We start from the raw sequence: 23,229 nt of genomic DNA on the forward strand, positions 1-23,229 counted from the left end.
CGACCCCGGGGCGGGTGGACACGCCCGTGCCGGCGACTGGGCGCGGGCGGGTCAGCGGGTGGGATCAATGGGCGCGGTCAGTGGTAGGCGTGGACCGCCGCGTGTCCCTTGCCGCGGCCGATCATCCAGTGGTTGACCGGCACGGTGAGGGTGAACGCCACGGCCAGCGAGGCCGCCAGCGACCCCCAGAACAGGAGGTCGGCCAACCCCGCGTCCATCGCGCCGGGCACGGTGACGACAACGGTGTTGTCGAGCAGTTCCATCACTGCGATGGACACGGTGTCGGCGGCCAGGGCGACCCGGACCGCCTGGCGCAGCGGCACGCCGGCCCGGCGCACGCCGCGCATGGTCAGCCCGTAGCCGAAGACGAAGGCCAGCACGACCGACAGCGCCACGGTCGCGCCGTTGTGCAGGCCGGCGGCGGTGCCGATGACCATGCCGAGTACTTCGCCGATGGCGCAGCCGGTCAGGCAGTGCAGCGTCGCCGTCACCGCCGTGCGCCAGCCGGGCGCCGCGTGGTGTCCGGCGTGCGCGGCCGCGTCCTGGTACGGCTCGGGTACGTGCCGCGTGCGAGGTGCGTGGTCGGTGTGCGTGTGGTTCATGGCGTTCCTCCCGGTGGTGGGGCCGGGTACCCTCAACCGTATACCCCCTGGGGGTATTCCTCGAATACGGGAGCGACCCGACCGCGGGCGTCCCGGCGCCCGTCGGCCCGTACCGCACCGGCCCCGACACGCCCGCCGGATCATTAGAATCGGCGACCACGGCGGTCGTCCGGGCCCGCCGGGGCGACCGGCGAGCGGCCCGGGACCACAGCGCTCAGGGCGGGGACATGGTGCTGCGCCAACTGGAATACCTGGTGGCCCTGGCCCGGGAACGGCACTTCGCCCGCGCCGCCGCCGCGTGCTACGTCTCGCAGCCCTCGCTGTCGGCCGCCATCCGCAAACTGGAGCACGAACTCGACGTGCCGATCGTGCGCCGCGGGCGCCGCTTCGAGGGGCTGACCCCCGAGGGCGAACGCGTACTGGCCTGGGCGCACCGCATGCTCGCCGAGCGCGACGCCCTGCGCCAGGAGCTGGCGGCGATGCGCGGCGGCCTGACCGGCACGCTGCGGATGGGCGCCATCCCGACCGCCATGACCGTCGCCTCCCTGCTGACCACACCGTTCTGGGAGCGGCACCCGGGGGTGCGGGTCAGCCTCGACTCGCTGTCCTCGGCCGAGATCACCCACCGGCTCGCCGCGTTCGAACTCGACGTGGCGATGACGTACCTGGACGACAGCATGCTCCGCCACGTCCGCCGTATCCCCCTGTACGAGGAGCGCTACGTCCTGCTCACCCGCCACCCCACCGGCCCCACGGCCACCTGGGCGCAGGCCGCCGCGCTGCCGCTGTGCCTGCTCGCCCCCCGGATGCGCAACCGCCGCATCATCGACGAGTACTTCGCCGCCGAGGGGGCCACCGCCGACCCCGCCGTCGAGTCGGACACCGTGGCCGGACTGTACGCACTGCTGTCGGCCGGCCGCTGGTCCAGCGTGATCTCGCACGCCTGGCTCCACATGTTCGGCGTCCCCCCGGGCATGCACGTCGTCCCCCTCCGGGGCCCCGTCCACGGCCCCCGGGTCGGCCTGGTCGTCGCCGACCACGAACCCCGCTCCGTCCTGGCCGCCGCGCTCCTGACCGTCGCCCGCGAAGCCCGCGTCCGCGAGTCCCTGGACGACCTGCTCACCTCCCACCTGTCCGGCGAGCGACCCGCCGGCTCCTGATAGCCGTTGGCTATCCGCACATAGCGACAATCGCTTTGACCTGCGCAAACGCCCAAGAGGATGGTGAAAGGGCCCACCCGACAACGGAGTTGAGGAGCCCTTTCCATGGCCAAGGTGCTGTGCGTTCTGTACGACGACCCCGCCGGCGGATACCCCACGTCCTACGCGCGCGACGACCTGCCGGTGATCGACCGTTATCCCGGCGGGCAGACCGCCCCCACCCCCGCGGCCGTCGACTTCGTGCCCGGCCACCTCCTGGGCAGCGTCTCCGGCGAACTCGGCCTGCGCCGCTTCCTGGAGGAGGCCGGGCACACGCTGGTGGTCACCTCGGACAAGGACGGCGACGGGTCGGTCTTCGACCGCGAGTTGGCCGACGCCGACGTGGTGATCTCGCAGCCGTTCTGGCCGGCGTACCTGACCGCCGAGCGGATCGCCGCCGCCCCGAAGCTCAAGCTCGCCGTCACCGCCGGCATCGGCTCCGACCATGTGGACCTCGACGCGGCCGTCGCCCGCGGCATCACGGTCGCCGAAGTCACGTTCTCCAACAGCATCAGTGTCGCCGAGCACGTGGTGATGATGACGCTGTCCCTGGTCCGCAACTACCTGCCGTCCTACCGGGTGGTGCTCGACGGCGGCTGGAACATCGCCGACTGCGTGGCCCGCTCCTACGACCTGGAGGGCATGAACGTCGGCACGGTCGCGGCCGGCCGCATCGGGCTGGCGGTGCTGCGCCGCCTCGCGCCCTTCGACGTCAAGCTGCACTACACCGACCGGCACCGGCTGCCCGCCGAGGTCGAGCGGGAACTCGGCCTGACCTTCCACGAGAGCGCCGCCGCGATGGTCCCGTACTGCGACGTCGTCACGATCAACGCCCCGCTCCACCCGGAGACCGAGGGCATGTTCGACGACAAGCTGATCGGCGCGATGAAGCGCGGCGCGTACCTGATCAATACGGCACGGGCCCGGATCGCCGACCAGGACGCCGTCGTCCGCGCCCTGGAGAGCGGGCAGTTGGCCGGATACGCCGGCGACGTGTGGTTCCCGCAGCCCGCCCCCGCCGACCACCCCTGGCGCACCATGCCGCACCACGGCATGACGCCGCACATCTCCGGCTCGTCGCTGTCCGCCCAGGCCCGTTACGCCGCCGGCACCCGGGAGATCCTCGAGTGCTGGCTGGCCGGCCGCCCCATCCGCGACGAATACCTCATCGTCCAGGGCGGGGCGCTGGCCGGGGCGGGCGCCCACGCGTACAGCACGCACTGACGCCCGCACACTGACGTCCGCACACTGACGTCCGCACACTGACGTCCGCGCGCCGGCTTCCCCGTACCGGCACACGCCAGTCGTTCCGCGCCGGCCCGGATGCCACGGCAGTGGTCCGGGCCGACGCGGCGCCCGGTCAGGAGGCCGCTGCGCCCGCCCGCGCCTCGATCAGGAAGCGCTGCGCGTGCGCCACGAACGGCCCGTGGCGCTCGATGAAGTCGTGCAGCAGCGCCAGGCGGCCACGGTAGGCGGGCACGGTGAAGTCCGGCACGATCCAGATCACCTTGCGCAGGAAGTGCACCACGGCAGCGATGTCGTGGAACTCCATCCGCAGCGCCTCCTGGCGGACGTCCACCACGTCGAGCCCGGCCGCCTCGGCACTGGTGACGGCCGCGACCGGACTCGCGCCGGCTGTGGTCGCGTACGGGCCCAGGTCCGGATGGACCGAGACCTGGCGCGAGCCCATCATGAACTCGGTCAGCTCCCGGACCGATCCGGACCCCACCTGCTGCGACAGATACGTGCCGCCCGGCCGCAGCACGCGCCGCACCTCGTCCCAGCGGGTGAGCACCGGGTGGCGGCTGACGACCAGGTCGAAGCGGTCCGCCGGGAACGGCAGATCGGCGGTGGCGGCCACCTCCACGACGCCGCCGCCGAAAGGGGCGAGGGCGCGCCGGGCGATCGGCACGTTCGGCTGCCACTCCTCGGTGGCCGCCAGCACCGGCGGCGTCGCACCCGCCGAGGTCAGCGCGAACGCCAGCACCTCACCGCCGCCGGTCTGGACGTCGAGCACGGATTCGGCCGCCGCCAGCCGGCCCGCGAGCAGCCGCGCGTACCCCCACGACGGCCGCTGCTCGGTGGCCCGTCCCGCGAACCAGGAGAAGTCCCAGCCCTCGGTGGGGACGGCCGCGCCCTCGGCGAGCAGATCGTCGAACCCGGACATCTCGCGCTCCTTCAGCCGAGGAATCCGGCGACGGACGCCGTGAACCGTTCGGGATCGTCCAGCCACGGATAGTGCCCGGCCCCGGGCTGGACGACGAGTTCGGCGTGCGGGAACAGCCCGGCGTACTCGGCCACCGCGGACGGCGGGGTGTTGAGGTCCACCTCCCCGGCCAGCAGCAGCACGGACCCGCCGAACCGGGCCAGTCCCGCCCGCGTGTCCGCCGGGTCGAAGGCGCTCTCCTGCGTGAACACGGCCTCGGCCGCGCCGTTCGTCTGCTCCTCGTCGGCCGCGTGCAGGGCCCGGGCCGCCGCGTCCCAGCGGCCGTGGAAGAAGGGGGCGGCGGTCTGCCACAGCTCCTCGCTCTGCCGCCCCGCCATGAGTTCCTCCAGCGCGGCGAACGCCGCGGGGAACCACTGCTCGCCCTTGCGAAGCTCCGCCGTCCGCAACCGCAGGTCCGTATCGATCGCGATGCCGACCGCCCGGACGCTCGGCGTGACCAGTACGAGCCGGCCGACCCGCTCCGGGTGGCGCGCCGCGTACATCGCGGCGAGATTCGCACCGGCCGAGTGCCCGAGCAGGTCCAGCCGCTCCAGACCGAGGTGTTCGCGCAGTGCCTCCACGTCCGCCACCAGCCGCTCGCAGCGGTACGAGGCCGGGTCGTCGGGCAGCGCGGACTCCCCGGTGCCGCGCAGGTCCAGCCGGATCAGCCGCCGGTGCGCCGGCAGGCCGCCGAGGTCGCCGAGATAGACCGAGGCCCGCATCGGACCGCCGGGCAGGCAGACCAGCGCGGGGCCGGTCCCGGACGCGTGGCAGGCAAGCATGGTTCCGTCGTACGCGGAAAAGGTGGGCATGCCGATGACCATGACAGCCGCGTCCCACCTGCGGCAACCGGATTCCCGTGGGGCCCTGTTCGGCACGGCCGGACCGTTCGCGCACCCCTCACGGCGGGGGTTGGAGCACGGTCGTACGACCCCGGGTCAGCGCGAGCCGGGTGACGCGGGCCCAGTCCAGCGGCGGTCCGCCGCGGGGCGCTCCCGGACGGTCGCGCGGCACCCGGACCCGCAGCGCGGCCGGGGCGATCACGCACCGGACCGGAGTCGGCAGGACCAGTGACTCGCCGTCCACGCCGACCGGGACGGCCGGGGCGTCGGCCTCAACGACCGCCTCCCCGGCGCGGACCAGCACCAGCCCCCGGGCGTGCCGCCCCCGCAGCATCCCGGCGGCCTGCGCCGCGTTGTCCACGGTCACGCCGAGGATGCCGAGTACCCCCGTGTCCAGCCGGTCCCGGCGGCCCAGCCCCGCCGGATCGTCGGTCCGGTACGGATTGTTGCTGATCAGGACGGCCTGCGGTGCCTCGATGCGGGTCCGCCGGAGGCGCACGGTCAGGCGGGGGCCGCGGTGCCCGGTCAACAGGCCGGGCAGCATCGACAAGGTGGTGCGGACCTTGTCCGCTCGGTAGGCGGGGTTCTGGACGACCGCCGCGTAGGCACCGAAGGAGACGTTGTTCACGAACACCCGCCCGTCGACCCGGCCCAGGTCCACCCGCACCTCCACTGCGTCGGTGAGCGCGTCCAGGCACGCCCGCGGGTCGTCCCGGTCCAGCCCCAGGTCCATGGCGAAGTGATTGCGGGTGCCGGCGCAGATCACCAGGAACGGCAGTCCGCGCTCGGCTGCCACACCCGCGACCAGAGCCTGCGTCCCGTCGCCGCCCGCGACGCCGAGCAGGTCCGCCCCCGCGTCGGCGGCCCGCCGGGCGAGCTCCGCCACGTCCTGCCGGCGGCTCGCGTCCAGCAGCACGACGTCCGCCCCCAGCTCCCGCGCCCGTTCGACCAGACCGAAGGCGGCGACCTTGCCGCCGCCCGAGCGCGGGTTCATCACGAGGAACGGCCGCCGCGGGCGCGGCGTCCAGTGCTCGGCGGCGGCCTGGCGCCCGTACGCCCCGGCCAGCGCGGCCCGTCCCGTCCCGGCGGCCGTCCCTGCCAGGGCGAGCGAGAGCAGCACCACCCACAACAGGTTCATGACGACGTAGAACGCGATCACCACCAGCGGGGCCACCACCACCAGTACGGCGGCCAGCACCCGCAGCGGTCCGGTACGGGTCAGCGTCCACCACGTCCCCGCCGCCACGGTCACCAGTCCTGCCGCCCCCGCGCCGAGCAGGACCAGATTGCGCAGCCCGCCGGCCAGCAGCAGCACCGTCGGCGCGCTCGCGCCGGCCACCAGCGCCAGCCGGGCGAGCAGTCGTGGCGCCATGTCGTGCTGGAGAGGCGGCGACGCCATGGAGCCTCCCGCGTGCTGGGCCGACCCCCTGCACCCATTGTGGCCCGGGACGGTCGGCGGGGCGCTGCGATGCGCCTGCGGCGCGCGGTTCACTACGAGTGCGCGGCGCCCGGGCCCCCACGGACCGGGCGCCGCGCACGTGTGCGGACGGCGGGCGCGGATCAGCCGGGCGTCACCGTGCGGTACAGGCCCAGCGTGGACAGGCTGGGGGTGCCGCGGGATTGCGTGATGGTCAGGCGCAGGCGCTGGGTGGCGCTCTGGAGGGGGACGGTCAGGATGCGGGAATAGCCGATGGTCGTGCCCGTGGCCAGCCGGGTCCAGGCGGCGCCGTCCCAGGAGTCCAGGGCGAACTGCTCGACGTGCTGGCCGCGCCTGATGTCCTCGCCCAGCCGGACCTGGTCGAACTCGGTGCCCGCGGGCAGGCGGAGTTCGACGGTGCCGGTGGTGGCGTCGCCCGGCGGGGACCAGGAGGTGCGCAGGGTGCCGTCGCTCAGGCTGTCGGCGAGGTCGGCCGGCTTGGCGCCGGCCAGCATGTTGTCCGCGTAGGTACGGGCGATCGCCTGCCCGAAGGCGGTCAGGGAGGCGACATCGGCGTCGTCCACCCGGCCCGCCGTGTTCGGCGGCACATTGAGCAGCAGGACCGCGTTGCGGCCCACCGAGGTCAGGTAGCGGTCCACCAACTGCTGGGCGGTCTTGGGGCGTTCATTGGCGTGCCAGAACCAGCCGGGCCGCAGCGAGACGTCCGCCTCGGCGGCGAACCACTGCAGGAACCTCACCCCCGGCGCGGTGATCGCCGCGTCCGAGCCGATGTCGGTCACCTGCGCGCCGTGCGGCAGCAGCCCCTCGCCGTGCGCCGTGGCAGGGTCCGCGGTCGCCGGGGTGACGCTCCACTCGCTCAGCCGGGCCACCCCGTCCTCGTTGCCGACCCAGCGGGTGCCCTGCGGGCCGGCGAAGGTGACCGTGTCCGGCGAGAGCGCGTGGATCAGCTTGAACCACGTCGTGAAGTCGTACGCCTCGCTGACCCCGCTGGACGTCCACGGGTTGGCGCCGTCCAGCCACAGCTCGTCGATCGGGCCGTACTCGGTGAACAGCTCGTACAGCTGGTTGAGGTAGTAGGCGTTGTAGTCGTCCGTCGTCACCGAGAAGCTCGGCAGCCGCCCGGCCGCGACCGCCTCGGCCCGGTCGTCGCCCTCCACCAGCGTCGGGATCGTCCGCTCGACGACCGCGCTGCCGCTGCCGTACCGGCCCATCCCGGACGGCGTACGGTCCCGGTCGTCGTACGTCGACTGCTCCTCGGTGCTGAGCGGCCGGCCCGCGTCGTGCTTGGCGACGACCTGCTCGACGAAGGTGCGGTGCCAGGCGTGCGGGAGTTCGGCGCCGTCGGCGGGGGAGAGGTAGACCCCGACCCTCAGCCCGGCCGTGCGGGCCGCGCGCAGGTAGCTGCCCAGGATGTCACCGGCCGGGTTGACGTTCCCCTCGCCGCGGATCTTCCAGTACGCGGCGTAGTCGGTGTCCCGGTCCGCCGCCGCCCGGGCCCGGGCGGCCTGCGCGGTCGCGTCCGGGGCCCCGCCGCCGTACCACCACGGGCTCGCGATCACCGAGTGGTTGGTGTAGCGGGTCGGGTAGACCACGAAGCCGTCGTGGTGCTTGGCGGTGAGCATCACCTGCTTCATGCCGGCCGCCTTGTACGCCCGCATCCACTGCTCCACGTCCACCGCGGCCGGCGCGAAGGTGGCCTCGTCCTCGCAGCCCGAGCCCCACTCCCGGTCGGTGAAGGTGTTCATCCCGAAGTGCGTGAACCCGGTCACCTCGCACTGCTGCCAGGCCACTTGGGGCGGGCGTGGCACGATGTGCGCGGCCTTCGCGATGATCCGCTCGGGCGTGTCGGTGGGCAGGACCGGCATGACCGGCGCCGGCCGGATCGGGCCGCCGGGCGGGGGCGGCACGTCGTCCGCGGCGGCCGGCGCCGCGAGCCCAGTAGTCAGCACGGTGGTCAGCCCGGTGGCGGCGGCCGTCACGGCCGTACTCGTGGCCAGGAAGTCGCGCCTGCTGATCATTCCGCACCTCCCGCGGCCGTGATGCGCCAGACGGCGTGCCCGGCCGCGTCCCGCGGCTGCTGCACCACGGTGCCGCCCGCGCCGGGCGCGTCGAGCGTCTGCTGGGTGATGGCGTTCACGACCCGGTATCCGCCGGGCACCGGTTCGAGCTGCCACTTCTGGCTCTGCGCGGTGCCGCAGGTCTCGGCGCTCGCCGCGGCGCCGGCCTGCTCCACGACGTGCATGTTGTTCGTCCGGCCGCGGTCAACGTCGGCGCACAGCCCGCTGTCGGCCGCGACGACCTGGTAGTAGCCGTCGTCGGTCGGCCGCAGCCGCCAGTCGGTGCCGGCGCCGATGGTGAGCTCGGAGCCGGCCGACTGCGCCGCGGTCAGCTCTCCGGCGCCGGCCCGGATCCGGTACGTGCCGGCCGGCAGCGGCTGCACCCACTGCGGGCCGTAGCCCGGCGCGTGGCCGAGCGCGGCGGCAAGCGCGGTGAAGGACGCGTAGTCCGGCGCCGGCTTCGGGCTGCCCCACACGCCCTGCGCGAACGCCCGCAGCGAGGTGAACATCCCCTGCTGGGTCTGGTTCTCGGTCTCCTTGCCGTAGTTGTCCGGCCAGACGTTGTACTCGGCGCCGGTCAGCCGCCCGCCGGTGTCGGTCACCGTCCCGTCGGCGAAGTCCAGTGGCGTCCAGCCCGACTCGTAGAGCCGCTGGGCGGCGGGCTGGTAACTGCCGCGCACGTAGTACCAGGAGTCGGTGGCGTTCATCACCCGGTAGCCGCTGTCCAGCAGGTTCTGCGCGGTGACCTTCTCCGGCAGCCAGTGCTCGACCACGATGTCCTTGTTCAGCGGGATCGTGTTGGCCCCGGTCAGTCCGTCGTTCCAGATCCGCAGCGTGCGGCCCTTGGACCGTACGTAGGCGTCCACGCGGTTGACGAAGTCCACGTACGCGTCCTGCGCGGTGGCGTTCGGCCCGAACTTCTGCCGCGCGTAGGCCAGGAGCTGCGGGAAGTCGGAGTAGGCCGAGTTGACCATGTACTCGTCCGCGCCCATGTGGAAGTACGGGCCCGGGAAGACGCTCAGGTCGTTGTCGATCAGGTGCGTGTAGAAGGTGAAGGAGTCGGGGTTGGTGACGTCCAGGCGGGTCGGGTCCTTCACCCCGGAGGCATTGGTGAGCTGGAGGTCCGGGTACGCGGTGATGTACGGGTCCACGTGGCCGGGGGAGTTGATCTCCGGGATCACCGTGATGTGGTATCGGGCGGCCAGCGCGACCAGGGCGCGCAGCTCCGGCTTGGTGTAGTACGAGAAGGAGTTGACGCCCGGGTACGCGTCGTTGCGGACCTTCAGCTCCAGGTGGAGCGTGTTGAGCTTCAGGTACGCCATGTCCTTGATCAGGCGGGCGAACCAGGCGTCGGTGTTGTACGTGTAGCAGGCGCACACGCCGACCGCGCGCTCGGCCGAGGACGGCACGTCGGTGGTGCTGCCGGCGGGCAACGCGGGGCCGGCCGCGAGCAGTTGCAGGACGGTGCGGGTGCCGTAGAAGACGCCGGCAGCGGTGCCGCCGGTGATCCGGGCCTCGTCGCCGACGTCGAGTGCGTAGCCCTCGGCGCCGAGAGCGGTGCGGTGCGGGTCGGTCCGCAGCACGATGTCGCCGGGGCGGGCGGGGCCGCCGACCACCGGGGTGTGCCAGCCGCGGGCCGCCAGCAGGTCGGCGGCCAGGGTACGGGCGGTGGCCGCGCTCGCCGCGTCGGTGTCGATCCGGGTGGCCGGGCCCGGGGTGAGAGATCCGGTGCCCGGCGACCAGGAGTCGAGCGCCGGGATCAGGGCGGGGGCGGCCGGCGCCGCGGTGGCGGCATCGGCGGCGGTCGTGGCCGGGTTCGCGGTGGCCGCGGCGGAGCCGGCGCCGGTGAGGGCGGCCGCGGTCAGTCCGGCGCTCAGCAGCAGGGCCGTGACGGTGGCGGCGGCGTGGCGTCTGCGGCGTGGCGCACGGGTGGCATCGCCTGTGGATGTCATGGGTTCGCGCTCCAGAGTCGAAGGGTCGTGGTGCCCGTCTCTTCAGCCGGCGCAGCGCTTCGGCGGTCGGGTTCCTGCTGGCTGGCGTCCGGCATGGGAGGTCCCCGTCTGAAGAAAAATTGTTCTTCGTCGACCCGGGACTTTGCCCGCTCGGGCTCGCTTCCGTCAATGGTTACGGCGTGACGGGGATGGAGATTGACAGTCCGTGAGGAGGCAATGAAGAATTATTCTTCACTCGGTACTCGATGCACTCGATGCTGGATCAGAGAGGTGGCCGGCCATGCGTTCTGCCGCAGACGTCGCCGACGACGGGGTCGTCGAGCGCATCCGCGGTCTGCTGCCCGCCCTGCCCGAGGCGCAGCGGGCGGCGGCCCGGCTCATCCTCGACGACCCCGCGGCCGTCGCCCGGATGACCATCCTGGACCTGGCCGACGCGTGCCGGATCTCCACCGGGAGCATCACCCGCTTCTGCCGCTCGCTGGGCCTTCCCGGCTACGCGGCCCTGCGCATCGCGCTGGCCTCCGACACCGGCCGCTCCGAACACGAGACGTGGCAGGCCAACATCGGCCGGCAGATCTCCGAGCACGACGAGATCGGCCGGGTCGCCGACGCGGTCTCCGCCGCCGTGCGCCAGGCCGTCGGCGAGACGCTGGCCCGGCTCGACCTGTCCGCCGTCGAGAACGCCGCCGCCGCCATCGCCGGGGCGCGCCGGGTGGAGATCTGCGGGGTGGGCGGCAGCGCCGGGATGGGCGCGGAGTTCCAGCAGCGGATCTTCCGGATCGGGGTGCCGGCCTGGTCCTGGAGCGACACGCAGATCGCCCTCACCGGCGCCGCGCTGCTCGGCCCCACCGACGTGCTGGTCGCCCTGTCCCACAGCGGCCGCACCCGCGAGGTGACGGACCTCGCCGCGGAGGCCGCCTCCCGGGGCGCCACCACCGTGGCGATCACCAACGACCACGACTCCCCCCTGGCCCGCCGGGTCGACCTCGTCCTGGCCACCACCGCCCGCACCGACGGCCCCGGCCACCACACCATCCTCAGCCGCCACGCCCAGATGGCCGTCCTCGACCTCCTCTACATCGCCGTCGCCCAGCGCACCTACGACCAGACCACCGAGGCAATGGCCGCGACCACCGAGGCGGTCCGCCCCTACAAGCACGACCGTCCCGACGACTGACTCCCGGTGTCGGTGGCCCGCCATAGGGTGCGGCCACCATCGAAGAGGGAGTTGCAGTGGGGTTTTCCGGGGACGTCGTCTTCGGCCGCAGCGAGCGGCCGCTGACACAGGCGCCGTTCTTCGCCCGGGTCGGGGAGGCGGAGCTCAAGCTCGAGGAGTGGTGGCCGCGCCCCGGCGGGTGGCAGACGGTCTCTTTCGACTACGGCCTGTGGGAGCCCGCCGACCTGGACGACCTGGTCGCCTGGACCGGTGCCCCGGCCTGTTTCGCGTCCGTCCACGACAGCGACGTCGCCTGGGTGACCGGTCTCGGAACCGACGGCCGGCGCTGGGAGGTGTGCCTGCACCTGGATGTCGGTTCGGGGATGTGGGCCGAGGAGCCCGATGACCTCGAGGACATGAGCGAATGGGTCACCACCCCCGAAAACGCCGAAGCCACCCGGCGCAAGCGCGCCGAACTGGACGCCCTCGTCCCCGGGGCCGCCCGGGAGGCGCTCCACTGGGCCGAGCGGGCAGGTGTGCCGAGCGGCGCCACTGCGGTCGCCATCGAGACGCTGATGCGGTCCCAGGAGGTCTTCGTGGAAGATCTGTTCGCCTCGCTGCTCGATCATCTGGGTTTCCCGGCGGCGGTGGAGTCGTAAGCCGCTCCCGCCGAACGGCCGGTGACGCAGGCGCCTGCCGTCTCCGGCCGCGGCACCCCCGTGGCGTGTTCCGCTTGCTATCCGGAGGGGGGTCCGGTTAACGTGCAGGGGAAAGCGGACCTCTCTCCGTTTAGGTGGGCTGAGGTTCGGCTACGTCGGCGGCCCCCGCGGGGGCATGGGATGCGGAGAACGACATGAGCGGACGACTGGACGGCACTGTGGCGCTGGTGACCGGGGCGAGCAGCGGGATCGGGGAGGCGACCGCGCGGGCGCTGGCCGGGCACGGCGCGGCCGTGGCGCTCGTGGCGCGGCGGCAGGACCGGCTGGAGAAGCTGGCCGACGGGATCAGAGGGGAGGGCGGCACCGCCCTGGTGGTGGCCGCCGACATCACCGACCGGGAGCAGGCCGCCGCGGCGGTGGAGCGCGCGGTGGCCGGACTCGGCCGGCTGGACACCGTGGTCAACAACGCCGGGCTGATGCTCATCGGGCCGGTCGCGGACGCCCCCGCGGGGGAGTGGGAGCGCATGATCGACGTGAACGTGCAGGGCCTGCTGCACGTCACCCGCGCCGCCCTGCCCCACCTGCTGGCCGCCGCGGAGAACGGCCCCCGCCGGGTCGCCGACCTGGTCAACATCAGCTCCACCGCGGGCCGGGTGGCCCGCCCGGGCACCGCCGTCTACAACCTCACGAAATTCGGCGTCAACGCCTTCACCGAGGCGCTGCGCCAGGAAGTCATGACCAAGCGGGTACGCGTCAGCGTGGTCGAGCCGGGCACCGTGAACACGGAGTTGAGCTCCCACGTCCGCGAGGGCATCCGCGAGGCGATCCGCGGCCAGGTCGAGGGCATGGAGATGCTGCACCCGGAGGACATCGCCGACGCCGTGGCGTACATCGTCACCCGCGACCGCCGGGTGGCCGTCAACGAGATGCTCGTCCGCGCGGCCGAACAGACCTGGTGACGGACGCAGCCGAGTGGGCGGCGTACCGTCAGCGGGCCGGCCCCTTGTCCGCCCGCACCTCTTCCTCCTGCTCCTCGGCCTCGCCCTCCGCCTGGGACGGCGTGGTCCGTTCGATCTGCGCGGCCTGTGCCGGCGACGGGCTCACGCGTTCGTCGTCCTCGCGGTCGCCTTCGGCCTGCGAGGGTGTGGGGTACGGAACTGTCATGGCGGCCCTCCGATCCGTGTCCTTGGACCTTCCGTCCCTCGGCTCCCCGCCCCGGCGCGCCCGAAACGCAGCCGGCGGCCGCGCCCGTACCGCACACCCGCCCGTCCGGCCCGGCCGAAATCCGTGCGGCCGGACCGGACCCCGTCACGGCGCCGTCGGCACCGCCCGGGTCGGGCAGTAGGACGGGTTCGGGTCGTTGTACCAGGCGTCACCGCTGAAGGCGTTGTAGTGGCACGTCAGCTGCGGCAGCGACTCGTTGTAGTAGCAGAGCAGGTTCCCCTGGCCGTACGTCCAGGTGTAGAGGCCGTGCGCCCCGTCGTTCAGGAACGCCGGACACATGTAGGGCGTGGGCGGCGTGGTCGCCTCGGCCGGGGCGCCGACGGCGACGGTCGTGGCCACCGCGGCCAGGGCGGCGGTGGCGAAGGCGGCGGCGATGCGGGTGCGTATCACGGAACGTCCTTTCCGCTGAGCGGTACGGCACGGGGCGCGCGGCCCCTACCGGCCCGCAAATGATGAACGCGCAGACCGTAGCAACGGCACAGCTCTACGAAAACAGTCGACGCAACAACGAATATCGGCGACTTGCCCTCGTTTTCCCCGGGCTCCCGGCCGGAACTGCGTATTCCGCCCACAGCGACCGTTCCGGGTACGCCACGGCTACGCCACGTGCGGTGCCGCCCCGCTCCGCCGATCCGCGGTGGGCCCGGCGGACGGATGCCGCACCCCCGGCCCGCGTCCGGCCGGTGCCCGCCTCAGCAGGGCCCCCGCCGGATCCCTCGCTGGCCCCGCACGACCGCTCGCCGGAGCCCTGACCGCACCCCTCGCCGGCCCCAGCCACGCCCGTGGGGTGAACCGCCGCCCCCGGGGCACACGCACGACCATGACGACTTACGCGAGCAGCGGCCCGTCCCTCGGCCCCGGCGGCCCCGACGCCTATGCCCTCGCACGGCGCCGTACCGACGGCGCCGGCCAGACGGCGGCCCTGAAGGTGATCGACCTCGACGTCGACCGCGTCGACCGCGCGCTGCGGGTGACCGTGCGCGGAGTCCTCGACTACGACACCGAGTACGCCTTCCTCGCCACGGTCGGCACCTACCTGGACGCCCCCGCCGATCCGCCCGCCGATCTGCGGCTGGACTTCGCCGGGCTGACCGACTGCGACTCCTCCGCCCTCAACGCCCTGATCACCGTGCACCGCCGGACCACCGCGGCGGGCACCCGGTTCCACCTGGACCATCAGCCGTCCTTCCTGCGCCGTATGCTCGTGCTCACCGGCCTGGACCAGCACCTCACCGGGACGCCCGAGCGGCCACGAAGCGGCCGGGGCGGTGACGACTTCATGTCATGAACCGGCCCGGCCGAAGACGGCCCGGTACGCACCGCCCGGCGGAACGCCCGTGGCGGCGCGCCGACCCTCATTGGCACCCCGACCGCCGGGAATGGCAGACTGCCGACCAAGAACACGACGAACCCGACGAAGAACTCCGGGAAGAACACCCAGAACACGAAGCCGGCCAGGAGGGCGGAGCCGATGGACCGGCTCCGCCGTGGCGGGTCTGCCGAGCCGAGGAGGACCGCGTGAGGATCGCTCGCAGTGCGGCGAACCTCGCTCCGGCCGACGTAGGTGACCACGTGTGCTGGGTCGTGCCGCCGCAGGAGGACTTCCACCGCGCTGCCCGGGCCTACCTGTCCGACGGCGCCGAACTCGGCGACAAGATCATGGTGGTCGGCTCCCCGGCGTCCGTCTGGCATGAGTTCCAGGCCCCGGTCGGCCTGCTGGTCGACCCGTTCGCCGAGGGGCCGGGCCGCGGCTGGGACGCGGACGCCCTGGTCGCCCTGGTCCGGCAGGAGGCGGAGACGGCCGACCGGCAGGGCTTCCGGGCGCTGCGCGTGCTGGCCCAGATGGACCGGATCTGGGCCAGCGACATCAGCCCGCAGCAGGTCGCCGACCAGGAACTGCGACTGGACGCCCTGATCGGGGGCACCCAAGCCCTTGTGGTCTGCGCCTATCCGGGGCTCGGCTTCCTGCCGGGCATACTCAGCCAGGCGGCGAGCGTACATCCGCACTTCGCGGGTACCCGCACAGCGATGCCTCCTTTCCAGATGTTCAGCTCGGGGGAGGACTGCTGGAGTGTGGCCGGGGTGGTCGACGCCGACGGCGCAACAGCGTTCTTCACCGCGGTGACGGAACTGCTGCCCGGCACAGTCGCCCTGCGGCTGCGCTGCGATGCCCTTGAACTGATGGACGTCGCGGGGATGCGCGCGCTGGCCCGGGCGGCCGGCACGTACCCCGGACGCAAGATCCTCGTCGAGAACGCGAACACGACCGTGCGCCGATGCTGGGAACTGCTCGGGTACGACGATCCGGGTGTACCGGTGGAGCTGGTGCCGTGACGTCGCCCCCCGCGGCCATGACGGCCGGCGGCAATCGACCGCCGGCCTTCCGCCATGAGCTCTACCCGTACGAGGGCGATGCCGCCTTCGTGGCCGGCGCCGTGTCCTTCATCGAGGACGCGCTGTCCGGCGACGAGACAGTGCTGGTCGCGGTCGGCGAGGACAAGCAGGCCATGCTCCGCGACGAACTCGGCAAGAGCGGCGCCGACCGGCAGGTGTCGTTCGTCGACACCGGCGCCCTCGGCCGCAACCCCGGACGCCTCATCCCCGCCTGGCAGGACTGGATCGCGAAGAGCGTCGGCGACGGCCTGCCGGTGCGCGGCATCAGCGAGTCCCCCTGGCGGACCGCCAGCCCGGCCGAGCGCGGCGAGCTGCGCTATCACGAATGGCTGCTGAACCTCGCCTTCTCCGCTTCGCCGGCCTGGTGGCTGCTGTGCCCGTACGACACCACCACCGTCGAGCCGGCCGCGCTGGACTCGGCCCGCCTGTGCCACCCCTTCCAGCTCGCCGACGGCCGCCACGGCGACAACCCCGTTTTCCGGCAGGGCCCCTTCGCCTTCGACGACCTCGGTGCCGCCTGCGACCCGGGCGAGACCCTGGAGTACGGACCGGGCGCACTCGCCGCCGTACGCGACAAGGTCGCCGTCTGTGCCACCGGGCACGGTCTGCAGGGCGCCCGGCTGCGCGAACTGCTGGTCGCCGCCACCGAGGTGGCCAGCAACAGCATCCGGCACGGCGGCGGCTCGGGCACCCTGCGCACCTGGGTCGCCGACGGCGTGCTGATCTGCGAGTTCCACGACGCGGGCCACATCGAGGACCCCCTCGCCGGCCGCTTCCGCCCGGCCGTCCGCCAGATCGGCGGCCGCGGCCTGTGGCTGGTCCACCAGCTCTGCGACCTGGTCCAGATCCGCTCCACCCCCGAGCACGGCACCACGATCCGGCTGAGCACCGTACTGGACTGACCCACTGAGCCGTGCGGCCCCCGGGCCGGCAGCGCGGATCCGGCCCTACGAAGCCACCGGACCGCGCCGGGCGAGCGACCGGGCGAGGCGTTGTTCCAGCCCCGCGCGGCAGTCCGGCCACTCCTGCGCGGTCACCGAGAAGATCGCGGAGTCGCGCAGCCGGCCCTCCTCGCCGGGCACCCAGGACCGGGACCAGTTGCGCAGCACGCCCTCGAACCGCGCGCCCACCGCCTCGATCGCGGCGCGTGAGCGGCTGTTGCGCGCGTCGGTCTTCAGGTCCACCCGGGCCACCCGCCACTGTTCGAACGCGTGCCGGAACAGCAGGTATTTGGCCTCGGTGTTCACCCCGGTGCCCTGCGCCGACGCGGCGAGCCAGGTGAAGCCGACCTCGACCGCGCACAGGCCCTCACCGGACGGCCAGGGCCGCGGGTCCCAGTACGCGGTGGCGCCGACCGCGCGCCCCGACGCCCGGTCGACCTGCGCGTAGGGGGCGAGCTTCCCGGCGGCGGCCCGGGCGAGCTGGGCGTCGATGTACTCCTCGACACTGTCCGCCGTCGGCACCCAGGTGAACCGGTACGAGCCGCGGTCCTCCTCCGCGGCCGCCGCCAGGTCCGCCGCGTGCCGCCGGTCCAGCGGCTCCAGCCGGACGAGCGAGCCCTCCAATATCGGACCCTCGAGCCTGAAATCCAACCGAATCACTCCCGTGCCTGCCCCTGTCGGCCCGTCCGCCGTCCGCGGACCGAGCCGCAGCGTTCCACAGCCGGCACGTCGTGTCGCGCGAATTCCGTCCGGCTCCGGCACCGCGCACGCCCTGCGCCGTACGAGGCCGTCGCCGCCGTGACACGTGCGGTCTCGATGCCGCCCGGGTGCGTACGAACGGCCGGGCCCCGGTGATCCGGAGCCCGGCCGTGACGGTCATCGGCCGTGACGGTCATCGGCCGTGACGGTCATCGGCGGCGCGGTGATCCGCGCACGAGTGCGCTCACGCCTCGACCAGGTCCTCTTCGGCGAGGGGCACCGCGGTCGCGGTGCGGCGGCGGGCGAGGACGCCGGAGAGCCAGTAACCGGCGGCCATGACGGCGAGCACGGCAAGGGTCTCGGCGGTGCCCCAGACCCAGGTGGACGTGCTGACCTCCTTGGCCGGCAGCTTGGGCAGGTCGCCGAGGGCCGCCGCGCCGCCGGCGTGCTCGGCGAGCCGGGCCTGGTAGGCCTGGTTGCGGGCCGACCCGTGCAGGAAGGGTGCCACGAACAGCACGGCCGCCCCGAGCAGCGTCTCCACGGCGACCACGGCCGGGAACTCCCGGACCAGGACGGTGCGCAGCGGGCGCAGGTCACCGGCGGCGCGCAGGCCCTCCAGCCGCGGGTGCAGCCAGAACTGGTTGAACGCGCCGAGCAGCAGCAGCGCCCCGAAGACCAGGATCTTCACGCCGAGCACCCGGCCGTACATCGTGCTGACCAACTGCCCGGGGCCGTCGACGTGTTCCCAGTACAGGAACAGGCCCGACAGGGCGATGGCCGCGACACAGCTCATGGCGGCGGCGGAGAAGCGGCGCAGGGCCGGGGGCCAGAACGCGCCGCGGGCGGCGGGCGCGACCGCGCCGGGCAGGGCGATCAGCGCCAGGCCGGCCAGCCCGCCCAGCCAGACCGAACCGCCGATCAGGTGCAGCATCCACATGGCGGTCTCGAAGACGGTACGGCCCCAGTCGTCGGGCGCCTTGTCCGGGAACTTGGTGGTGCCGAGCGCCACGGCTCCCGCGCCCAGGCCTGCGGCGAGCAGCCATCGCCGGGCCGGGCCGGCCGCCGTGCGACGCACCGTCAGCGGGGCGACCAGCGCGGCTCCGGCCAGGATCAGGGTGACTTCCAGACCGGACAGACGGCCGTCGTTGCTGCCGTCGTACAGGCCGTTCCAGGCGGCGCCGTAGTCGTAACCGCCGCTCTGCGACGCCCCGTGGGCCAGGTCGGTGAGCACCGCGGGCACGGCGAGCGCGCCGAGGACGACGGCTGCCCGCGCCAGCCGGACGGTCGTCGCGGTGAGCGCCGCGGCCCCGGCCCGGCGGGCCGCCGGCCCGGCCACCACCAGTGCGAGGGCGGTCAGCCCGACGAACCCTATCAACGTCACCCACGTCGTCCAGGCGACGGCGCTGTCCTCGAACGGGCCGAGGGGCGTCGACGGCGCCGGGGCCGTCGGCAACAGCGGGAAGCCCGGCGACGGGTCGGACACAGGCATGGCGAAACCACCCTTGCTCACGTGGGGAAAGGAGAACCGGGTGGTTAGGTTAGGCAAACCTAAATTCGATGGTCAATGTGATGAACCCGATGGCCGGTCGCTTGAACACGAGGCCGCCCGCTCACGTACCGAGCGGTCCCTTCCGCGCGGTCCGTCTCCCGCGACACCGCAGGCCGGGGGCATGGCGGGGTTCACAGGCCGGCCAGGAAGTCGCGTACGGCGGCGGCGTACGGCCCCGGCGCGGTGGCGTGCACGGTGTGGCCGGCCGGGAGTTCGACCAGCCGGGTACGGGGGCGGCGGGCGGCCATGTCCCGGCCGTGTTCGGCGCCCAGCAGGTCGCTGCGGGCACCGCGGACCAGCAGGGCCGGGCAGTGACTCGCCAGCCAGTCGTCCCAGTGGTCCCCGTCGAGCAGACGCTGCGAGGCGACCATGTCCTGCGGCTCGAAGGCGAGCCCCCAGCCGTCCGGGCGCTCGCGGAAGGCGTCCGTGAGGTGGCGGGCCGCGGGCCCCAGCTCCTTGACCAGGGCCGCACGGGTGGGAGCGCGCTCCGGCCAGGACAGGCAGAAGGACAGGTCGTCCGCCACTTCGGCGCCGATGTCCTCCACCACCAGGGCCCGCACCAACCGCGGGTGGTGGGCGGCGAGTTGATAGGCGTTGACGCCGCCCAGGCCGTGGCCGAGGACCACGACGCCGTCCAGCCCGAGCCGGGTCAGGAGCGTCGCGGCGTCGGCGACGTAGCCCTCCCGGGAGAAGTCCGCCCGCCGGTCGGAGCGGCCGTGGCCGCGCTGGTCCGGGGCGATGACCCGCCACCGCGGGGCGAGTGCGCGGGCCAGGGCGGCGAAGGTGCGGCCCTCGCCGAAGTGGCCGTGCAGCGCGAGCAGGGGGCGGCCCGGACCGCCGAAGTCCAGGTAGGACAGGCGGCGGCCGTCGATCGTCACGGCGTGCCGGGCCGGTTCCTCCTCGGTGGGCGCGGGCAGCGCGCCCAGCTCACGCGTCACCCGGTCGCGCAGCACCTCGTACTCGGCCCAGCGGCGGGGGAGCGGCCCGGCCGGGCGGGGGACCGCACGCAGCCGCGTCACCGTCTGCCCGCACCGGAACTGGTCCCGGGTCAGATCGACCTCGACCCCGCTGGGCAGCCGGTTCCAGTTGTGGTAGCCCTGCTGCTCGCCGTCGAGGTGGACCTCGCCGACCACCAGGTCGCCGCCGAGCAGGTCGTGCACCACCAGGGCGGTCACGTCGCAGTGCCCCCAGGCGGGGTTGTCGCTCGTCCAGGGGGCGCGCGCGACGTCGTCGGGGGAGCAGGTGTCGGCGGCCCAGCTGGCCCGTACGGCCTTCTCGATGTCGGTCAGGAACCATGTCGTCATGCCGGCCACCCTGGCAGGAGGCACTGACAGCGGCTCCGCGTACGGGCCCTTGGAGTCACCGGTCCGAGGGTCCGCGGAACCGTGGCCTCAGCCCGCGTCCGGCGGCTCGGGCGGCTCGGCGTCGAGCTGATGATCGGCCCAGACGTACCGCTCCGGCAGCAGCTCGGCGACGGCCACGGTGCGCAGGGCGTCCCCGGCGCCGACCACCACCCGCACGTCCGGGAAGTAGTCGACGAGCACCTGCCGGCAGCGGCCGCACGGCGGCAGGACGCCTCGCCCCCGGTCGCCCACGGCCACCACGGTCGTCAGCTCGTACACCCCCTGAGCAGCGGCGGCGCCGATCAGGGCCAGCTCCGCGCACGGCCCGCCGGTGAAGTGGTAGGCGTTCATCGCGGTCACGATGCGCCCGTCCGCGGCCCGGCCGGCGGCCGCCACCGTGTGGTTGTCCCCGTGGCTCCGGATCCGTACGACGTCCGTCGCCGCCCGGACCAGCTCCTGGTCCACGGAATCGCCCTGCGTCCTCATCATCTCCGCCTTCGTCCGCTGTGCGCTGCGACGATGCCCCGGCCGGCGACGCCGCGCACCCGAATATTCCAGGCGGATCTCTTCTGGTCGCCGCGGCACGACCGGGCCGGCGAGGAGAGACGGGTGCTTTGTCTTTTCGCCCGACGCCGTTCGCCTGCCGCTCCCTGCGGCTTTTCCCGGGATCGGCCCGGGGCACGGCTGATCGGACAGGGGCTTTGAGCGGCCGGATGCCCGGGCGCTCCAGCTTCAGGAGCTGCTGATCCGTCCGGTCCGCCGTGGCCGGGAGCTGCCTGTGTGCTTGCGGCATGCGGTCGGCCGTGTGGCTGACAGCTCCTTGGTGCCCGTTTCGTTACGATTCGCGTGACTGTGGTGGTGGCGCAGGGTGCTGCTGTGGTCGCCCGTCATCGGCGTGCGCTCGGCCGGTCGCGGTGGGGACGCCTTCATTCGCTCGACGGCCCGGCAGCCGTTGCCGATGTTCCAGGGAGCCGATGGTGATGTGCCCGCGATCCGTGGAGAGCGCCTCCGCCGTCGCCGGTCCCGGGGACCTGGACGCCGTACGGGAGATGTGGTCCGGCCCCGACGTGCTGGGGACCGGCGGGGCTTTCGTACTGCTCACCTATCTGGCGCTGCCGGGACTGGTCGCCGTGCGGCCGCCGGGCGGTCGTCCGCGTGCCGCGTTCGACGGCATGGCGGAGCGGACCTTCCTGCTGCGGCTGCTGGGGCTGACCACCGAGCCGGAATGGGGCGGCGGAGTGGGGAACCGGGAGGTGAGGCGGCTGGCGGCGACTCTCGGCCGGGAGCACCGCGCCTTCGCGGGGATGCGCCAGGACCACATGGAACTCATCGCCGCGCTGGTGGCCCTGGCCCCGTTGCTGGTGCGCCGGGCATGGGGTCGGCCGGTCGGCGGCGGCGAGTTGCGGTCGTACTGGCGCTACATGACCTGCGCCACCGCCCTGATGGAGACGCGGCTGGAAGGGTGGCCTGCGGCGGAGCAGAGGTGCCGGGCCTTCTGCGCGGAGCACGCCGGTCGGTCGGCGGCGGCCCGGAGGCTGCTCGCGCAGTTCGCCGGGCGGCACCCTGGTTACGTCGCTGCAGCGGTTCCGCTGCTGTTTCCGGAGCCACGCGCCGTGGTGCGCGCCGCACTCGGGGACGCGGATGACTGAGCAGCCGAAGACCGATACAGCAGGGCCTCTGACCGTGGCTTACGCAGCCGAACCGGCAGAGGTCGTGCGTCTGCCCGATGCGGAGCCGGGCCGCCGGCCCTGGCGGGCAGCGCCGCAGTCGGGAAGGCTCGCCCGTACGCAAATCGGCGTGAGGGGCAAGCAGGTCAGGCCGGCGCTGTTGTGCGATTCGACCGAGCACGCACGGCGGTTGCCGGAGCACGTGCCGGAGCCGGCCGCGGGGTACGACGCTGCGCCGCTGGCGGACTTGGTCCGGCTGCTGCCGGGCGCCGCGGGCGTATCGGCCGGAGCAGCGGCGGAATGAACCGGGGGGCGATGGAGGGCACCCTCGCGCTGGCCGCCGACTCCGGGCCGTTCGCCGCGCACTGGTGCCGCCACCTGGTCCGGCGGCCCTACCGGCGCGGGCTGACCGGTGGGCCCCGCCGTGCCTCGCGCCCGGCGCTGGCCGGCTACGACGCGGCGATGAATCTGCTGCTCGACGGCTGGACGCAGCTCACCGGCCGGCCCGTACGCCCCGGGACCGGCGCGGTGGCGATCCGGCTGAGCCGGCTGATCTTCGCCTTCGACGACGCGTACGAGCACCTCCTCGACCAGGGGCACCGCCCCGACCCCGGTGACGTCCTCGCGCACGAGGCCGTGCGCGCGCACCTGTGGAACCTGCGCGACTTCCTGCGGCCCCACCCGGAACGCCGGCCGATCCGGGCGTTCCTGGCCGATCAGCTGGACCGCTCCTACGACCGCTACACGGCGCTGCAGCACCCGCGCTACGACATCGGCGACGCCCTGGAAAGCGCCGCCTTGGACTCAGGAGGCTTCGGCGCGTGCCTGGCCCAGGTGATCGGCCTGTTCAACGGCCTTCCGCCCGACGCCCGTACGGTCCGGCAGTTCACCGCCGTCGGAATCCTGGCGAAGACCACCGACGACGTCCTCGACCTGTTCGAGGACCACGCGGCGGGCCGCCCCAACCTGGCGCTCGCCCTGCTGCGCCGGCACCCCACCGAGCACGCCCGGCTCCTCGCCGCCGGCCGCCCGGCGATCTGGCTGACCCCCAGCCGGTGGCGACGCCTGTGCCCCGAGTCCCACCACGAGCTGACCCGTATCACCACCACCCACCTGTCCGCGCTGACCGCGCCCCGCCTCGCCCTTGCCGCCCGCCTGATCCTGTGGCCCGTCTCCCACGGAGCCGTCCCGACCAATGCCTCAACCCCCAGCGACGGCCCGCCAGGCGCGCCGGCACGTAGCCAGGCGACGCGGGGCAGCGACGGGTGACGCGGTCCGGGCCCGATCCTGGGAGCACGATC

General features: G+C 73.5%; 22 protein-coding genes. 10 read left to right on the forward strand and 12 right to left on the reverse strand.

Translation table 11 applies throughout. From position 1 onward, the window contains the following. Positions 1–77: 77 nt before the first annotated feature. A complete protein-coding gene (locus tag ITX44_RS07105; protein WP_205356164.1) occupies positions 78–602 on the reverse strand; it encodes a DUF4396 domain-containing protein in 525 nt (174 codons plus the stop codon). A 227-nt stretch (positions 603–829) separates the two neighbouring features. On the opposite strand from ITX44_RS07105, the gene ITX44_RS07110 reads away from it, so the two are divergent. Beyond that, positions 830–1,762: a LysR family transcriptional regulator gene (locus tag ITX44_RS07110; RefSeq protein WP_205356165.1), complete on the forward strand. Its 933-nt coding sequence runs from the start codon at positions 830–832 to the stop codon at positions 1,760–1,762. A gap of 105 nt (positions 1,763–1,867) precedes the next feature. Then, complete coding sequence (locus ITX44_RS07115) at positions 1,868–3,025, forward strand: NAD-dependent formate dehydrogenase (RefSeq protein ID WP_205356166.1); 1,158 nt, start codon at positions 1,868–1,870, stop codon at positions 3,023–3,025. A 136-nt stretch (positions 3,026–3,161) separates the two neighbouring features. Here ITX44_RS07115 and ITX44_RS07120 read toward each other — a convergent pair whose 3' ends face one another. The 5 genes from ITX44_RS07120 to ITX44_RS07140 form a co-directional block, all read right to left on the reverse strand. After that, positions 3,162–3,968, reverse strand: coding sequence for a class I SAM-dependent methyltransferase (locus tag ITX44_RS07120; protein WP_205356167.1), 807 nt, complete (start codon positions 3,966–3,968; stop codon positions 3,162–3,164). Between the two features lie 11 nt (positions 3,969–3,979). Next, positions 3,980–4,819, reverse strand: a complete 840-nt coding sequence (locus ITX44_RS07125; protein WP_205356168.1) for an alpha/beta fold hydrolase — start codon at positions 4,817–4,819, stop codon at positions 3,980–3,982. 88 nt (positions 4,820–4,907) lie between these two features. After that, complete coding sequence (locus tag ITX44_RS07130) at positions 4,908–6,248, reverse strand: diacylglycerol/lipid kinase family protein (protein ID WP_236060160.1); 1,341 nt, start codon at positions 6,246–6,248, stop codon at positions 4,908–4,910. Positions 6,249–6,409: 161 nt separating this feature from the next. Continuing rightward, positions 6,410–8,305: an alpha-L-fucosidase gene (locus ITX44_RS07135; protein WP_372440846.1), complete on the reverse strand. Its 1,896-nt coding sequence runs from the start codon at positions 8,303–8,305 to the stop codon at positions 6,410–6,412. Next, complete coding sequence (locus ITX44_RS07140; RefSeq protein ID WP_205356169.1) at positions 8,302–10,296, reverse strand: family 20 glycosylhydrolase; 1,995 nt, start codon at positions 10,294–10,296, stop codon at positions 8,302–8,304. The genes ITX44_RS07135 and ITX44_RS07140 overlap by 4 nt, the downstream gene beginning before the upstream one ends. Before the next feature lie 280 nt (positions 10,297–10,576). On the opposite strand from ITX44_RS07140, the gene ITX44_RS07145 reads away from it, so the two are divergent. From ITX44_RS07145 to ITX44_RS07155, 3 genes are all read left to right on the forward strand, one after another. Beyond that, positions 10,577–11,473: a MurR/RpiR family transcriptional regulator gene (locus tag ITX44_RS07145; protein WP_205356170.1), complete on the forward strand. Its 897-nt coding sequence runs from the start codon at positions 10,577–10,579 to the stop codon at positions 11,471–11,473. A 56-nt stretch (positions 11,474–11,529) separates the two neighbouring features. Then, positions 11,530–12,111: a hypothetical protein gene (locus tag ITX44_RS07150; protein ID WP_205356171.1), complete on the forward strand. Its 582-nt coding sequence runs from the start codon at positions 11,530–11,532 to the stop codon at positions 12,109–12,111. Positions 12,112–12,305: 194 nt separating this feature from the next. Beyond that, entirely contained in the window at positions 12,306–13,070 is a 765-nt protein-coding gene (locus ITX44_RS07155) for an SDR family NAD(P)-dependent oxidoreductase (protein WP_205356172.1), read from the forward strand. Between the two features lie 28 nt (positions 13,071–13,098). On the opposite strand, the gene ITX44_RS07160 is transcribed toward ITX44_RS07155, so the two are convergent. Both ITX44_RS07160 and ITX44_RS07165 read right to left on the reverse strand, forming a co-directional pair. Beyond that, positions 13,099–13,275 (reverse strand): hypothetical protein, encoded by a 177-nt coding sequence (locus ITX44_RS07160; RefSeq protein ID WP_205356173.1) that lies wholly within the window; start codon positions 13,273–13,275, stop codon positions 13,099–13,101. Between the two features lie 144 nt (positions 13,276–13,419). Continuing rightward, positions 13,420–13,725 carry a hypothetical protein gene (locus ITX44_RS07165; RefSeq protein WP_205356174.1) on the reverse strand — a complete coding sequence of 102 codons (306 nt, stop codon included), beginning with the start codon at positions 13,723–13,725 and terminating at the stop codon, positions 13,420–13,422. A 430-nt stretch (positions 13,726–14,155) separates the two neighbouring features. Here ITX44_RS07165 and ITX44_RS07170 point away from each other — a divergent pair, with 430 nt between their 5' ends. From ITX44_RS07170 to ITX44_RS07180, 3 genes are all read left to right on the forward strand, one after another. Next, positions 14,156–14,623, forward strand: a complete 468-nt coding sequence (locus ITX44_RS07170; RefSeq protein WP_205356175.1) for an STAS domain-containing protein — start codon at positions 14,156–14,158, stop codon at positions 14,621–14,623. 230 nt (positions 14,624–14,853) lie between these two features. After that, on the forward strand, positions 14,854–15,669 hold the full coding sequence (locus ITX44_RS07175) for an MEDS domain-containing protein (RefSeq protein WP_205356176.1): 816 nt from the start codon (positions 14,854–14,856) through the stop codon (positions 15,667–15,669). Then, complete coding sequence (locus ITX44_RS07180; protein WP_307795136.1) at positions 15,666–16,631, forward strand: anti-sigma factor RsbA family regulatory protein; 966 nt, start codon at positions 15,666–15,668, stop codon at positions 16,629–16,631. The genes ITX44_RS07175 and ITX44_RS07180 overlap by 4 nt, the downstream gene beginning before the upstream one ends. Positions 16,632–16,676: 45 nt before the next feature. Here ITX44_RS07180 and ITX44_RS07185 read toward each other — a convergent pair whose 3' ends face one another. The 4 genes from ITX44_RS07185 to ITX44_RS07205 form a co-directional block, all read right to left on the reverse strand. Then, on the reverse strand, positions 16,677–17,321 hold the full coding sequence (locus ITX44_RS07185; protein WP_205356177.1) for a GNAT family N-acetyltransferase: 645 nt from the start codon (positions 17,319–17,321) through the stop codon (positions 16,677–16,679). Positions 17,322–17,613: 292 nt separating this feature from the next. Further along, the gene (locus ITX44_RS07190; RefSeq protein WP_205356178.1) at positions 17,614–18,858 is read right to left on the reverse strand and encodes a CopD family protein; all 1,245 of its coding nucleotides are present in this window, start codon (positions 18,856–18,858) and stop codon (positions 17,614–17,616) included. 191 nt (positions 18,859–19,049) lie between these two features. Beyond that, on the reverse strand, positions 19,050–20,222 hold the full coding sequence (locus tag ITX44_RS07195; protein WP_307795137.1) for an alpha/beta fold hydrolase: 1,173 nt from the start codon (positions 20,220–20,222) through the stop codon (positions 19,050–19,052). A gap of 87 nt (positions 20,223–20,309) precedes the next feature. Then, the gene (locus tag ITX44_RS07205; protein WP_205356320.1) at positions 20,310–20,747 is read right to left on the reverse strand and encodes a cytidine deaminase family protein; all 438 of its coding nucleotides are present in this window, start codon (positions 20,745–20,747) and stop codon (positions 20,310–20,312) included. A gap of 494 nt (positions 20,748–21,241) precedes the next feature. On the opposite strand from ITX44_RS07205, the gene ITX44_RS07210 reads away from it, so the two are divergent. Both ITX44_RS07210 and ITX44_RS07215 read left to right on the forward strand, forming a co-directional pair. Further along, positions 21,242–21,910 carry a hypothetical protein gene (locus tag ITX44_RS07210; protein WP_205356179.1) on the forward strand — a complete coding sequence of 223 codons (669 nt, stop codon included), beginning with the start codon at positions 21,242–21,244 and terminating at the stop codon, positions 21,908–21,910. 333 nt (positions 21,911–22,243) lie between these two features. After that, on the forward strand, positions 22,244–23,197 hold the full coding sequence (locus ITX44_RS07215) for a hypothetical protein (protein WP_205356180.1): 954 nt from the start codon (positions 22,244–22,246) through the stop codon (positions 23,195–23,197). The last annotated feature ends 32 nt before the right edge of the window (positions 23,198–23,229 follow it).

The organism is Actinacidiphila acididurans (assembly GCF_016918855.1).
Taxonomy (GTDB): domain Bacteria; phylum Actinomycetota; class Actinomycetes; order Streptomycetales; family Streptomycetaceae; genus Actinacidiphila; species Actinacidiphila acididurans.